The sequence below is a fragment of the Segatella copri genome, from assembly GCF_949820605.1.
Classification (GTDB): domain Bacteria; phylum Bacteroidota; class Bacteroidia; order Bacteroidales; family Bacteroidaceae; genus Prevotella.
In genome coordinates this window covers 433,363-446,758 of record NZ_CATKVU010000007.1, presented here as the reverse complement: position 1 = coordinate 446,758, position 13,396 = coordinate 433,363, and the positions used below count along the sequence as shown (strand labels likewise).

At 44.4% G+C, this 13,396-nt stretch carries 12 protein-coding genes; 9 read left to right on the top strand and 3 right to left on the bottom strand.

Annotated elements, in window-relative coordinates:
• The first annotated feature begins 6 nt into the window (after positions 1-6).
• From RCO84_RS16415 to RCO84_RS16400, 4 genes are all read left to right on the top strand, one after another.
• On the top strand, positions 7-1,383 hold the full coding sequence (locus RCO84_RS16415; RefSeq protein ID WP_287797660.1) for an SPFH domain-containing protein: 1,377 nt from the start codon (positions 7-9) through the stop codon (positions 1,381-1,383).
• A 17-nt stretch (positions 1,384-1,400) separates the two neighbouring features.
• Positions 1,401-1,757 carry a DUF4339 domain-containing protein gene (locus tag RCO84_RS16410; protein WP_287773365.1) on the top strand — a complete coding sequence of 119 codons (357 nt, stop codon included), beginning with the start codon at positions 1,401-1,403 and terminating at the stop codon, positions 1,755-1,757.
• Positions 1,758-2,137: 380 nt separating this feature from the next.
• Positions 2,138-3,508, top strand: a complete 1,371-nt coding sequence (locus RCO84_RS16405) for a hypothetical protein (RefSeq protein ID WP_317585759.1) — start codon at positions 2,138-2,140, stop codon at positions 3,506-3,508.
• 232 nt (positions 3,509-3,740) lie between these two features.
• Positions 3,741-4,946: an IS256 family transposase gene (locus tag RCO84_RS16400; RefSeq protein ID WP_287854567.1), complete on the top strand. Its 1,206-nt coding sequence runs from the start codon at positions 3,741-3,743 to the stop codon at positions 4,944-4,946.
• A gap of 164 nt (positions 4,947-5,110) precedes the next feature.
• Here the strand turns inward: RCO84_RS16400 and RCO84_RS16395 are convergent, their stop codons facing one another.
• A complete protein-coding gene (locus tag RCO84_RS16395) occupies positions 5,111-6,109 on the bottom strand; it encodes a DUF4435 domain-containing protein (RefSeq protein ID WP_317585757.1) in 999 nt (332 codons plus the stop codon).
• Between the two features lie 16 nt (positions 6,110-6,125).
• Entirely contained in the window at positions 6,126-6,941 is an 816-nt protein-coding gene (locus RCO84_RS16390) for an AAA family ATPase (protein WP_287797653.1), read from the bottom strand.
• 176 nt (positions 6,942-7,117) lie between these two features.
• Between RCO84_RS16390 and RCO84_RS16385 the strand changes: the two genes are divergently transcribed.
• Complete coding sequence (locus RCO84_RS16385; RefSeq protein WP_317585754.1) at positions 7,118-8,062, top strand: DMT family transporter; 945 nt, start codon at positions 7,118-7,120, stop codon at positions 8,060-8,062.
• Between the two features lie 196 nt (positions 8,063-8,258).
• Positions 8,259-9,815, top strand: coding sequence for an IS1182 family transposase (locus RCO84_RS16380; RefSeq protein ID WP_317585753.1), 1,557 nt, complete (start codon positions 8,259-8,261; stop codon positions 9,813-9,815).
• Between the two features lie 226 nt (positions 9,816-10,041).
• On the opposite strand, the gene RCO84_RS16375 is transcribed toward RCO84_RS16380, so the two are convergent.
• Positions 10,042-11,622, bottom strand: a complete 1,581-nt coding sequence (locus RCO84_RS16375) for an L-lactate permease (RefSeq protein ID WP_317575853.1) — start codon at positions 11,620-11,622, stop codon at positions 10,042-10,044.
• A 154-nt stretch (positions 11,623-11,776) separates the two neighbouring features.
• Between RCO84_RS16375 and RCO84_RS16370 the strand changes: the two genes are divergently transcribed.
• From RCO84_RS16370 to RCO84_RS16360, 3 genes are all read left to right on the top strand, one after another.
• Complete coding sequence (locus tag RCO84_RS16370; RefSeq protein WP_317585751.1) at positions 11,777-12,277, top strand: RNA polymerase sigma factor; 501 nt, start codon at positions 11,777-11,779, stop codon at positions 12,275-12,277.
• A gap of 16 nt (positions 12,278-12,293) precedes the next feature.
• A complete protein-coding gene (locus tag RCO84_RS16365; RefSeq protein ID WP_317585749.1) occupies positions 12,294-12,848 on the top strand; it encodes a hypothetical protein in 555 nt (184 codons plus the stop codon).
• 66 nt (positions 12,849-12,914) lie between these two features.
• Entirely contained in the window at positions 12,915-13,361 is a 447-nt protein-coding gene (locus tag RCO84_RS16360; RefSeq protein ID WP_287828723.1) for a DUF6108 family protein, read from the top strand.
• Positions 13,362-13,396 lie beyond the last annotated feature (35 nt).

The following is a 13,396-nucleotide window of genomic DNA, read 5'->3' as shown; positions in this document are numbered from 1 at the left end:
AAACTTATGGGATTATTTGGAAAAGGTAAAGGCGGCGGACTGATGAATGTCATCCGCTGCGATGAAACAGAGTATTTGGTGTGGAAATGGCGACCATTAGGACAGGAAGTCAACTCTACAAGTAGGGAAAATGCTATTCGCTACGGCAGCAGCCTTCGTGTAAAGGACGGAGAGGTTGCGGTCTTTGTGTACAAACAGAAAAATGGTCCTTGCCAGGATTTTATCGTTGGGCCATACGATGACACTATCAAGACTGCTAACTTCCCGGTTCTTAGCAGCATTGTAGGAATGGCATTTGGTGGAGAATCACCATTCCAGGCAGAAGTGTATTACCTCAATCTTCAAGGCAGCAATCAGGTTAGGTTCGCCGTACCATACTTCGACGTGGCAGACCCTCGTCTTCCCGACTATCCCGTTCCTGTGGCAGTGCGTGGTACATTGACTTTTGCATTGGAGGATTATAAAAACTTCATTAAACTCAACCGACTTATCGATTTCAGCCTTGATGCCTTCAAACGACAGATTAAGGACGTACTGGTAAGAAAAATAAAAGGACTTGTTACCAATGTTCCATCAGATCTCGGAATGCCTGTAGTACAGATGGAACGCAAGATAGATGAAATCAGTGATTTCCTTGAAAAGAATTTAAAGGATCGAATTGACGAGTTTGGCGTAAAGATGAAACATCTCGACATCGGTGCTATAGAAATCGACAAAGAATCAGAAGCTTATCTGCAAGTAAAAGGACTAACGGGTGACATCACGGCAAAAACCATGCATGCGCAAGCCGACCTCAACATTCAAAATCTCAAGGATACTCAAGCTCTTAACATGGAGAATATGAAAGAGACTATGAGAATACAACGCGAGGAGGGACAATATGCCCAACATCTGCAGACCCAGCAAAACAACATGGGTGCTTTCTCTGCCGGATTACAGGCTGATGTTCTAAAAACTACAGCACAGAATTTAGGAAAGATGGGAAACATGAATATGGGAAGCGGAGGAAACAATTCCATGAACCCCGCAGGAATGATGACAGGCATGATGATGGGAAGCGCACTCGGCAACCAAATGGCTGGCATGATGAACAACATGGGACAACAAATGCAAAATGCAATGAACACGCCTCCACCTATGCCTAACATAAAGTATATGCTATCAGTCAACGGACAACAGATGGGACCTTACGAGATGGTTCAACTACAACAAATGGCACAAATGGGACAACTCACCAAAGAAACATACGTATGGAAACAGGGCATGGTTCAATGGGAACTGGCTGGCAACGTACAGGAACTAAGTAGCCTGTTTGCCCCAACATGTCCACCACCTCCAACTCCTGGTGATATGGGAACCCCTCCACCTCCTCCTGCACAATAATATAAAATACAACAAATATGAACAATGACAATTTTCTTTCCCTGGACCGGCTCGTAGAGTTCGGTCTGGGAATGTCAATGGCACGGCAGATGGTCAACGTCATGAACGAAAGCATGCAGAACATGTATGTACCAGGTTCGATAAAGACGATTTCTGCAACACCATCGCCTACAACTATCTATGTGGCAATAGAAGGAAGTTCCATAGGGCCACTAAGTGAAAGCGAATTTTCTCAGTTGGTAACCAACAAGACCGTAACCAAAGATACCTTGGCATGGATGCCAGGCATGCAGAATTGGCAGCCGATAGAGAAGATACCCGCTATTCTCAAAATTGTGGCTCTGTCACCACCGCCATTGCCAACAAATATGTAACAAAAAATATCACAATTATGAGGATTAACACTGTGCTCACTATTATAGCTATTGCGATGGCTGTACTAATAGGCTACTTAGCTTTCAGCATAGCGGAAGGAGAGAAAAACGACATCGTATGCGGTATCGCCAGCACAACATGCTTCACGGCAGTTCTTGTTCCTATAGTAGGATTGCAATATGATTCCAATAAACTTGGAATAAATATCAAGATTATGTCGTCCCTATTCCTATTTGTTTTTCTCATCAGCCATTTCTGCTTTGCAGCCATCTGCATAAAAATGCCATACTACATTATTATAAATGGCATTTTGTTGCTGATATATATAGTTATACTTTACAGAATGAATCAAATCAAGAAACTTTAAACAGAAGAAAATATGTACACAAAAGATTTAGAAGAACTTATTGACGGCGTACTTGCCGATGGTGTTATTACCGAACAGGAACGCAACATACTTCGCAAACGTGCACAAGCATGTGGTGAAGACCCTGACGAGGTGATGGTTGTTGTGGAAGGACGTCTAACAAAAATGAAGAAGTCAAACAACCCATCAAAAAATGGTAATATAGTGAAGTGTCCAAGTTGTGGAGCTCCCGTCAAAACAGGTGCTTTGAGATGTGAAGAATGTGGCTATGAATTCAGAAATGTCAATGCCAACCAAACTACAGAGAAGTTTAATGAAGGCCTCCAAAAACTTCAAGGAGGAAATATGTTTACAGAGGTTATGTTAGAAACCAAGAGAGTGTCTTTTATTGAGAATTATCCTATTCCCAATTCGTTGGAAGATGTATTGGAACTTATGCAGCTTTCTAAACAAAATGCTGACAGACATGGCAATACAGAGCAACAGGCATATTGGAAACTATTCTGCCGTTGTATAGACAAGGTGAAGAATTCAGGAATGGCAGGAGATCCTCGTTTTATGCCACTATTGGATTTCTATCAAAAACAAAGTAAGAAAAAAAACGTTAGTGGATGGATGATAGGTATCTTTGCCGTCTTGTTCTTTGGAGGACTTGCAGGAGGTTTTGGATATTTATTCTATGACACTTCACAGACACATAAACAAATAGAGACATCCATCTCCACACAGTTAGATTCATTGACTGCGGTAATAGATGGTATGCCTGCCCCTACTACAGAAAATTATACAGAATGTGCTTATCGTGTGACAAAGTTAGTATGGACGCCAATAAACTGCCAATTCAATGATGGTGAAGGAGGAGAAGATTCAAAGGCTTTAGCTGAAAAGCAGCAGAATGCCATCAAGGCTTTCGTACAAAAGAAAAATGCCTATATCCATATACTGAACAGCCTCCATGTAGCTGACCCTATCCCTGACGATTCTTTCGAGAACTATACTTCATCTGTCCCAAACACCAGCTCAGATGAAGAAGTAAAAACAGAAGAAAAGACAGAAAACGAAGTGCAGACTTTAGTAGACAAGCAATATAACAAATTAGCTTCTACGATAGAGAACATGCCACAAGCCACTGCAGGCAATGTGAAGTCGCAAAGAGACCAATTGCGACAACTTATTTGGAAACCCATCACGACTGAAGCAGAAACTGCAAAGAAGACTTTTACCAGCCCTACTGATGACGAAAAGTATGAGCGTACCAAGAAAGAAGCTTACTATAAACTTGTCAAGGTCAAGGCATCATTGCTAAACTCCATATACGAGGAAACCTTCAATGAAGCAGATGTTGCATTAAAACAATTGGCAGACAAAGGTTATGAAGAATAGTTCTTCGAAACATACATATCAAACTTTTAAAGCATACAAATCAAGTCTTTGAAACAAGTATAAGAAGTCGGTCGAAGAATTAACATATGTCGTTGACGATATATAGCCTTCTTCAGCCGCACAACAGCTGATGTGTAAACGTCCAACAGTTGATGTGCAATCGCACAACACGAGAGTGTAAACTAAACTGTGTCAAGCTACAATAAAAGTAGTTTAACACAGTTTTTATATTATGGACAACTTAGAAATTGATTACAAGAAAGCAGCTCAGCAGTTGCGTAGTGGTGAAGCCTTATTTGGCAAGGACGGAGCATTAGCTCCATTGTTAGAGCGTATTCTCAACTCAGCTCTCGAAGGTGAGATGGACGCTCATTTAAGTGACGAGGAACGCTCTTCCGGCAATCGTCGTAATGGTAAGATGAGTAAGAAGGTTCAAACAAAATATGGTGAGGTCACTATAGAGACTCCTCGTGACCGAGACGGAACTTTCCAACCTGAGACCGTAAAGAAGCGTGAGACTATTCTTGCCAATGGCATGGCAGACCAGATTATTGAGATGTACGCCATGGGCACCAGCACACGTGACATCAGCAGCTACTTTGAGCGTGAGTTCAACACAACTCTATCAGCCGATACTATCAGCTCTATAACAGACCGTGTATTACCCGAAATCACCGCCTGGAAGTCTCGCATGCTCGATCCTGTATATGCCATTTGCTGGCTTGATGCTATCCATTATAAGGTAAAGGATGAGAATGGCAGAGCTGTCACACGAGCCATTTACAACATTCTTGGCATCAACAAGGAAGGCCAAAAAGAACTGTTAGGTATGTATGTGTCTAAGAGTGAAGGAGCTAACTTCTGGCTAGAAGTTCTTACGGATCTTCAGAACCGTGGTGTTCGAGACATCTTGATTTGTTGTATTGATGGTCTCAAAGGCTTCCCGGATGCCATCCAAAGCGTATTTCCTGAGAGTTCTGTGCAGCTCTGTATTGTCCATCAGATACGCAATTCTATCAAGTATGTTGGCAGTAAGCATCAAAAGGAGTTTATCAAGGATTTAAGAACAGTATATGGTGCAGTAAACAAAGACTCCGCTGCTGCTAATTTAGACCTGTTAGAGTCTAAGTGGGGAGAGATGTACCCAATTGTCATCAAGTCATGGCGTGACAATTGGGAACGTCTGACAGAATATTTCCAATATACTCCAGCCATCCGTAAACTCATTTATACGACCAATACGGTTGAGGGGTATCACAGACAGGTAAGAAAGGTCACAAAGACTAAAGGGGTCTTTCCTACGGATAATTCTTTGGAGAAGCTTGTGTACTTAGCTTATCGCAACATCCGTAAGAAATGGACTATGTCACTGGCAAATTGGGGACAAATTTCTCAACAATTGGCAATAAAATTTGGAGATAGATTTAAAATTATGTAACTTTGCAGCCGAAAAGGCTTCCCTGCTGGGGGCATGCCCCCAGCAGGGAGTGGGAATGAAAGTTAAGAACAAGCCTTGACACAGTTTAAATTACACCCCCCACAACACCTGTTGGACGTTTTTTTATTATCCAGTTATCTACCTACTGTAGCTTCTTACTCATATTATTTTTCCAAATATTCTTCCACATCCGCCTGTATCTTCTGGAATTCGGGAGAGAACTGGTAGAAGGTGTTCTTCTTCATCATCATCTTCACCTTGCCCAGACTGTTCTCATAACATGCCATTTCGGTGCGGGCCTGCTCGGAATGGAGGGCACGGTCGCGGATTTCGTTCTCCCTATCGTTGCGCAAAGCATCGCAGACGCTCTGGACGATAGGACTAACTACCAGGTCGAAGAGATGATGCCCCTGAATATATAAATAGGTATTGCTCTCGTTTACACCCAGATTGTTGAGGTAAAGAGCCATATCATCCAACTCATCCTTAAACTTCTTGAAGCGGCACTCCAGCTGGAACAGCTTTGCGCGCACCTTCTTTCCCAAATAATCTATCGCCCATTTAGGATCCTGGATTCGGACAGAAGGCAGCATGATGACCTTATCAAACTCCGCCATATCAAAATGCATCGACATCTTGCGATGACGCACATAAAACAGCATGTGCCATAAGAAGAGGGGCCAGATGGTACGGGAATAGGACTCAAGAAAACGCTCGAAATCGAAGATGCGACGGTCGTTGAGCGTCACCATCACACAGGTTTCGTGCAATCCTCTGGCATAACATTGGAAATTTTCAATGGCATAGGCATAGGTATGGAAGATGAAAGGATTCTCCAACATCTGCTTGGAAGACTCGGTTGAGCCCTGACGCAGATAATCGTAATCGGCATCTACACAGGCTATCATATCCCTACCTACTCCCTTCAGCATACTGGAGATTGCAGCCTTCTTGCCTCGGTCTAAATGCTGGTTACGGGTAGGCAGCATGATATCAAAATAGCGTTTTTCATTTTCAAACTTTCCCAGTACAGAACGCCAGAAGAAGACATCATCATAGCTCTCAACGTAAGCCACAATCTTGCGCCGAGCCTTCTTCGAGGTCATCCTGTTGGCTGCCTCGAAGAACTGAGAATTGATATTATCAGTTAAACGTTTAGCCATAATACTTCTTTTTCACTTATATCGTGATGTCGCTCACATCCGTCACCCTATCGGTCCATCCGTCCATGACCACAGCAGGACTGTGGGTGGTCATGATGATCTGGATGTTCGGATTGAGTTTTAGCACCAGACCGATGAGCTGCTTCTGCCATTCGAAATGAAGGCTGATTTCCGGCTCATCCATAAAGAGGATGTATGACTGGTTGTCCTCCACCAGCACGGTGAGGAGGATGGCAAGAATCTGCTTCTCACCAGCCGAAAGTTGATAAGGCAGGAGCTGCTCGCCTATCTGATTGAAGCGGATTTCGTTGGCTGTACGGATAATGGTCTTGCCGGTATCCTTGAAAAGACCATCTACCATATCCTGGAACATCTTCTTCGGTTCGCTCAGCTGCTGAGCCTTGAAGGCAGCATCCGGTTCGCCGCTCTGAAGCACGGCGATGATGCGGTTGCCGATGTTCACCTGGTAATCCAGATACTTGCGCTGCAGCTGGAAGAGCTGCCAGTCGAGTTCGGTAACCAGGGTAAGGTCTATCTTGTTGATCATCTCGGCATTCATCAATGGTCTATCTACCGAGCGGATTACATCATATCTAATCCACTTTGACTCCTCCGGCTCCACCTTCAGATGCACACCTTTGATCATGTGACTAGGAAATTCGCCGCCAGCCGCCAGACCCTTTATCACCTTATTCAATATAGTACTCTTGCCCACGCCGTTTACACCACTCAGGATATTGACACGGCGGTCGAGGTTCCAAAGAATATGTTTGGTACCGCTCCAGAGAGATTCAATCTCTATCTGTTTGATATAATCAGCATATTTCTGCATAAGAATTATCTCCTATCTTTAATAGTCAAGAACGGAAAAAGACTATTGTCTTAACTTCTTAACTCCTTTAAGTTTCAAAAAATATACCGCAAATATAGCAAAATTCCTCGAATTTTTGTACCTTTGCACTCGATTTTATTCAAAAATAGGAAGATTTAAATAGAAATAAGGAAAAAATGGATAACAAACGACCTTTTATCGCCCACCTGTGCCTTTTCTGTTCTGGCGTATTCTGGGGACTGATGGCTCCCGTAGGCAAGGATGCTATGCTTCACGGCATCGACGGCATCGACCTGGTGAGCTTCCGTGTATTAGGTGGTGCCCTCCTCTTCTGGATAGCATCATTCTTCACCAAAAGAGAACATATCCCTACCAAGGACATCATCAAGATGGCAGGTGCCGGCATATTCGGACTGGTATGCAACCAATGCTGCTATACCATCGGACTGAGTCTCACCTCGCCAAGCAACTCCAGCATCATGACTACTTCGATGCCTATCTTCGCCATGATTCTCTCGTTCCTGATTCTGAAGGAACCTATCACCTGGAAGAAGGCTATCGGTGTGCTGATGGGATGCAGCGGAGCCTGTATCATCATCCTGACGAGTGCTACGGCTGGCAATGCCAAGGTAGGAAATATCTGTGGCGACCTACTCTGTATCTCGGCACAGCTTTCGTTCGCTCTCTATCTGGCACTCTTCAAGCCGCTGGTTCAGAAGTATTCACTCTTCACGGTGAACAAGTGGATGTTTACCTGGGCAACCATCTTCATCTGGCCTTTCACGATAGGACACGTATCGGACATTCCTTTCGCCCAGGTTCCGATGAGCACCTGGTGGGAAACGGGCTACGTCATCTTCTTCGGCACCTTCCTGGGTTACATCTGCATGATGATTGGTCAGAAGACGTTGCGCCCTACCGTGGTGAGTGTATATAATTATGTGCAGCCGCTGATATCAGTCACTGTGAGTGTCATCGTGGGTCTCGCCGTATTCAAGGGTATGCAGGCGATTGCTGCCATTTTCATCTTCTCTGGTGTATGGCTCGTGGTAAAGAGCAAGTCGAAGAGAGATATCGACCAGCACGACCACAGCCTGGCCTACGAGAAAAGGCATGCTTAAAAGATTTAATGTCGATTTATAAAACTGAAAGAGGGTGTGTCATAAGTCTATGGCGCACCCCTTTTTATTTTTTGCCTTTTCACAGATACGAAATCTTTAAAAAACATTTTTATTTACAACAAAGCCCAAACTTTCACAAGCTCGGGCTTTGCCTTTCCGCAAAAGATTTGTATCTTTGCAGAAAACTTCTTTAAGTATGGCAAAGATACAAATAAAATCTGAAACTCGGCACGAATTGAGCTTTTTTCCTAACTCTTTCGATGATTATGTGCCAAAAGACAGCAAAGTTCGTATGGTGGATCGTATTGTTCGCAGTATGGACATCAACCCTCTCATGGATACCTATGATGGGATTGGTGCTCCTCCTTACAGTCCGAAGATGCTTCTAAGTTTAGTTGTTTTTGCCTATATCAATGGCGTTTATTCCTGTCGTGGCATAGCGGACGCACTTAAATACGATGTTCGCTATATGTGGATTTGTGGAGGCAAGCGACTGTCTTTCGCGACCATCAACCGCTTTAGAACCAATCATATGATAAAGTGCATCGACTTCTATTTTGATGCAGTCGTCTCCATATTGGCTGAAAAGGGCGTGATTAGTCTGGAGGAACAATATGTTGATGGCACTAAGATAGAGTCGAAAGCAAACAAGTACACGTTTGTATGGAAGAAGACCGTGGAAAAGAACAGGGCTAAGCTCTTGGAAAAGACATCTGCTGCATTGGCTCAGATAAAAGAACAAATTCGCCTGAATGGCGGGAGTGACATTAGGGAAGAAGACAGCGAGCCAGCCACTTCCGCCAAGGATGTAGAGAGAAGTGCACGTTTGTGTGAGAGGCAAGTGAAGAACCTTCCTAAGGCAAAGCTTACAGGAAGAGAGAAGCAAAAGCTAAATACTCAGATAGATCACTTGTTCAAAGCCTCGGACAAACTGTGCGAGTATGAAAAATCACTGGATATACTGGGCGAGAGAAACAGTTACTCCAAGACTGATCCCGATGCGACCTTCATGCGCCTCAAGGAAGATGCCATGAACAATGGGCAGACAAAGCCTGCCTATAACCTTCAAATTGCGACAGAGAATCAATATTGGACGAATTTCGCCCTTTATCCCAATCCAACAGACACCCTGACCTTCAAGTCTTTTTTGGATAAGTACAAGAAAAGATATGGAAAGCAATCCAAGAGCGTCACCGCAGACTCAGGGTATGGCTCGGAGGAGAACTACGAGTACCTAGAGATGGAAGAGATGATGGGTTATGTAAAGTACAACTGGTTTCACAAGGAACAGCATAAGCCTTTCAAGGAGGATGCCTTCAACCAAGCGAACTTCTACTACAACAGGGATGATGACTATTATGTCTGCCCCATGGGACAACACATGGAACCTTGTGGACAACGGCAAACGAAAAGTGACTCCGGCTATGTGTCTGTCATTACATTATATAGAGCACAACGATGTGATGGATGTCCGCTTGGAAGTCTCTGCAAGAAATCCAAAGGCAACAGAACCATATATGTCAACCATAAACTGAATGCATATAAAAAGGAAGCCTTCCTGCTACTAACGTCTGAAGAGGGCTTGAAACACAGAAGCCAGCGACCGATAGAGCCGGAAGCTGTATTTGGGCAGATGAAGGCAGATATGCATTATAAGCGATTCAGGCATTTTGGAATGGACAAGGTTTACATGGATCTAGGATTGTTCGGAATGGGATTCAATTTGAAGAAATATTTGGGTATAAAACGATAAAACTCAATTTTGTTTTTTTTATCGTCAGGGATAACTATGCCCTTTTGTGAGCTTTGGGGCTGTTTTGTTATCGATAAAACAAGTAAAGTAAAGTTTCTATACAATATAATAAGATTCCCTTTGTGAAGAAAGACTACGATTCAACTAGAATATATAGAAACACACACAAAAAAAGGGTGCGCCATAGACTTATGACACACCCTCTTTTTTATATAAAAAAAGAAGATCAGCAACCGAAGTAAACCATCAGTCCGCCCAATACGATATAAAGCAGGGCGTATGGGATGGCCGAACGGAGAATCTCTCCATCCTTTCCCTCCATATCGCAGGCTGCAGTAGCAATGGCGATACTCTGCGGACTGATCATCTTGCCACCTGTAGCTCCCGTGGTGTTGGCAGCAACCAGCCAGTTCTCCTGCCCACCCTCCATACCGAAGAATGTGCTCTGCCCCGTCATACCCAACTGATTGGCAACATGAGCCTGGAGCTTGGCAAAGAGGATATTCGAAGAGGTATCAGAACCCGTTACGAAGGTTCCGATGGCACCAATCATCGGCGCAACCAGAGGATAGAAATCTCCCGTTACTGCCACCAGTCCGGAGGCGATGGCAGTAATCATTCCCGAATAGTTCATCACACTCGCCAAGGCTATCAGCGAACAGATGGTCACCACTGTCTTGCGCAGATTCACTGTGGTACGGGCAAGAATCACCATCAATCGCTTGAGGCTTAATCCCTGTATCAGTCCACCAATCGTAGCACCCAGAAAGAGCATCAGGCCCGCATTGGATATCCAGCCAAACTTAAAGGTGCTGTCGAGCACAGGCAGATGAACCGCACTCACCAAATGACTCTTGAGGAAAGCATTGACCGGAGGACAGAGTGCTCCGGAAACCAGGATGAATATCAATATAAAGAGGTAAACGCTCCATGCCTTCAGGCTCTCGGCAAGCGTAAAGGTTTCCCTATCCTGCACCTTGCTCTTTCTGGCAAATACCTTGGCGTATGCGATGATGGCGATAATGGCTGCCAGTGAACCGATGATGGCTGGAGTCTCCGAACCGAGATAATAGCCGCAGACAAACTGCACTACCACGGAAATCACCCCCACCCAAAGGGCGATAATGAGATTCTTGATAAGATTGTGCTTATCGGTAAGCGTCAGGATGATGAAAGGCAGGATGATAAAGAGAGGTGCCAGCTGGATAATGGCGAAAGCCGAAGTCTCGCAAATCTGTGCCGCCGAAGCCGATCCGCTTTCAGCCACCTCGTTACAGAGCGTAGTAACCGGTACACCCACAGCACCAAATCCCGTAGCCACGGTATTACCGATTAAGGATACCAGAGCCGAGAACATCGGCTTGAAGCCGAGTCCGATGAGGATAGCAGCAGGTATCGCCACCGCCGTTCCGAAGCCCGCCATACCTTCGAGCAGTCCGCCGAATCCCCATACGAGGAGCAGCACGAGCAGCCCCTTATCATCGGTAATTGATGTAAACTGCCTCTTGATTACGTCTATCTGCTTGCTTTCCACGAGGATATTATAGCTGTAGATAGCCATCAGGATGATGATGAGAATCGGGAACACCGCCTTCAGGATGCCTTCCACCACCGCCCATCCCGTCAGGGCGATCACGCTGTCCTCCGCATGTTTCGGAGCAATCATGCCCAGCGGCGAAGCAGCGAAGAGAGCGAGCAACACGGTAATTACGAGCGTCAGCAAGGCGCTTTTATGACCTGCCATCTTGAAGCCGAGCATCAGGATGAACAGCAACACGATGGGAATAATAGAAACTACAGATGCCATAAGCCATTCAGTTTTTAATGTCTTCGATTGCTAAATTTTATGTTTCACTTGCAAAAATACTATTTTTCTTTGAAAAAAGAAAGCATTTTTTGAAAAAAAACTTTTTTATGATGTCCGATTTTTCAATTTCATACGTCTATAGAGTGTAAAGGTTATGAGAACAGAAGAATTCAACCATATCATCCTACCAATGCGCAGCAACTTGAAAGCGTATGCGCTAAGGTTGACTGAGAGTGACGACAATGCCGAAGACCTCGTGCAGGAAGTCATGCTCAGGCTGTGGGACATGCGCCAGAACATCAAGGCAGAAGATAACCTCAAGGCACTCGCCATCACCATCATGCGCAACAAGTTTTATGACCAGTGCCGACATGAGGAGTGGAACTTCACCACCGACAAGGTGATGGAAGTACCCATAGAAGACCGGCGGGCAGAGCAACGGGACGAGGTAAACCTCATCAAGCAGATAGTGGCACAGCTTCCGCCCTTGCAGCAGCAGATATTCCGCATGAAGGAGATAGAAGGCTATACTGCCGATGAAATCATGCTGATAACGGGATGTACTGCCGATAATCTCCGAAAGAATCTCTCCCGAGCCCGACTCAAAATCAGAGAGACCTATATGAATATCGTGAAACAGAACAGAACAAAATAAAGAAGGAGGAAAGAATATGAATGATGAAATAAAGAAAATACAGGACTTGCTCAACAAGTATATGGATGGTGCCACATCCAATGAAGAAGAGGCAACGCTCAGAAAATATTTCGAAGAGCATGGCAATGATATTCCGGAAGAATGGGAATCCTATCGCGCCCTCTTCAGCTATATCGGATTCGAACAGATGAATCTTTCTCAAATTCTAAAAGAAGAAGAGAAGGAGATAGAAAAGGAGGATATTCTAGAAGATGAAGAAAAGAATATCCCAAAGAAAGAAGGAAAGGAAGAGGAAACTTCTCCAAAGAAGGAAACTTTTACAAAGAAGGAAGCTTCTCGCAGCAGATGGCTCAAATATTTCGGCACTTCTGTGGCAGCCGCCGCTATCATCGCATTCCTGATTGTGGGCATCCAGAAGATAACCCAGCCTCAGCCTGAATGTTATGCGGTTATCGATGGAAAGGTTTATACCGACCAGGAGTTCGTTCATAACGAAGCCCTGGATGCCCTGGAAGATGTTTCGGCAGATTCCGAAGATCCATTCAGTGCCCTGGATATGATGAAACAATAAATTCATCTTTTAGATGAAATAATCAATCAAACTATAAAGTATAATATATATAATAAGGTATAGAATATGAAACGATGCAACTTGATAAAACGCTTCTTCATCGGACTGCTTCTTATCGGGGTAGCCTCAATTTCGGCTAATGCCCAGGAGGGACTATACGTAAAAAACATATTCCAACGCTTCGGGCATGCCAAGGGATGCAAGATGGTTACGATGCAGAATGCGCAACTCAAAGGTTACAAGCTCAAGATATACAAGAGCCTGGTATATAAGAACCATACCACGGAAATAGCCCACTATCTGAAGTCCGACCGCAAGGCTGCGAAAAAGATCAGAGAGGTGGTGGAAAATGGCAAGATGGTGAGCGGCTATTACATGATGGCACCCTTGAGCAATGGCGACAACCGCTTCATCCTCTTCAGCAATCCGAGTGAAAGCAAGGGAACCGTGATTTATATCGAAGGCGACCTGTCGCCCGAAGATATCATGCAACTCTGCTATTCCAGAAGATAGAAGCAACATTTTTCTTCTGGAATCTTCTCTATAAG

Excerpts from the sequence above, each read along its gene's own strand:
- RCO84_RS16415 (WP_287797660.1), top strand. The coding sequence starts at position 7 with ATGGGATTATTTGGAAAAGGTAAAGGCGGCGGACTGATGAATGTCATC.
- RCO84_RS16410 (WP_287773365.1), top strand. The coding sequence starts at position 1,401 with ATGAACAATGACAATTTTCTTTCCCTGGACCGGCTCGTAGAGTTCGGT.
- RCO84_RS16405 (WP_317585759.1), top strand. The coding sequence starts at position 2,138 with ATGTACACAAAAGATTTAGAAGAACTTATTGACGGCGTACTTGCCGAT.
- RCO84_RS16400 (WP_287854567.1), top strand. The coding sequence starts at position 3,741 with ATGGACAACTTAGAAATTGATTACAAGAAAGCAGCTCAGCAGTTGCGT.
- RCO84_RS16395 (WP_317585757.1), bottom strand. The coding sequence starts at position 6,109 with ATGGCTAAACGTTTAACTGATAATATCAATTCTCAGTTCTTCGAGGCA.
- RCO84_RS16390 (WP_287797653.1), bottom strand. The coding sequence starts at position 6,941 with ATGCAGAAATATGCTGATTATATCAAACAGATAGAGATTGAATCTCTC.
- RCO84_RS16385 (WP_317585754.1), top strand. The coding sequence starts at position 7,118 with ATGGATAACAAACGACCTTTTATCGCCCACCTGTGCCTTTTCTGTTCT.
- RCO84_RS16380 (WP_317585753.1), top strand. The coding sequence starts at position 8,259 with ATGGCAAAGATACAAATAAAATCTGAAACTCGGCACGAATTGAGCTTT.
- RCO84_RS16375 (WP_317575853.1), bottom strand. The coding sequence starts at position 11,622 with ATGGCATCTGTAGTTTCTATTATTCCCATCGTGTTGCTGTTCATCCTG.
- RCO84_RS16370 (WP_317585751.1), top strand. The coding sequence starts at position 11,777 with ATGAGAACAGAAGAATTCAACCATATCATCCTACCAATGCGCAGCAAC.
- RCO84_RS16365 (WP_317585749.1), top strand. The coding sequence starts at position 12,294 with ATGAATGATGAAATAAAGAAAATACAGGACTTGCTCAACAAGTATATG.
- RCO84_RS16360 (WP_287828723.1), top strand. The coding sequence starts at position 12,915 with ATGAAACGATGCAACTTGATAAAACGCTTCTTCATCGGACTGCTTCTT.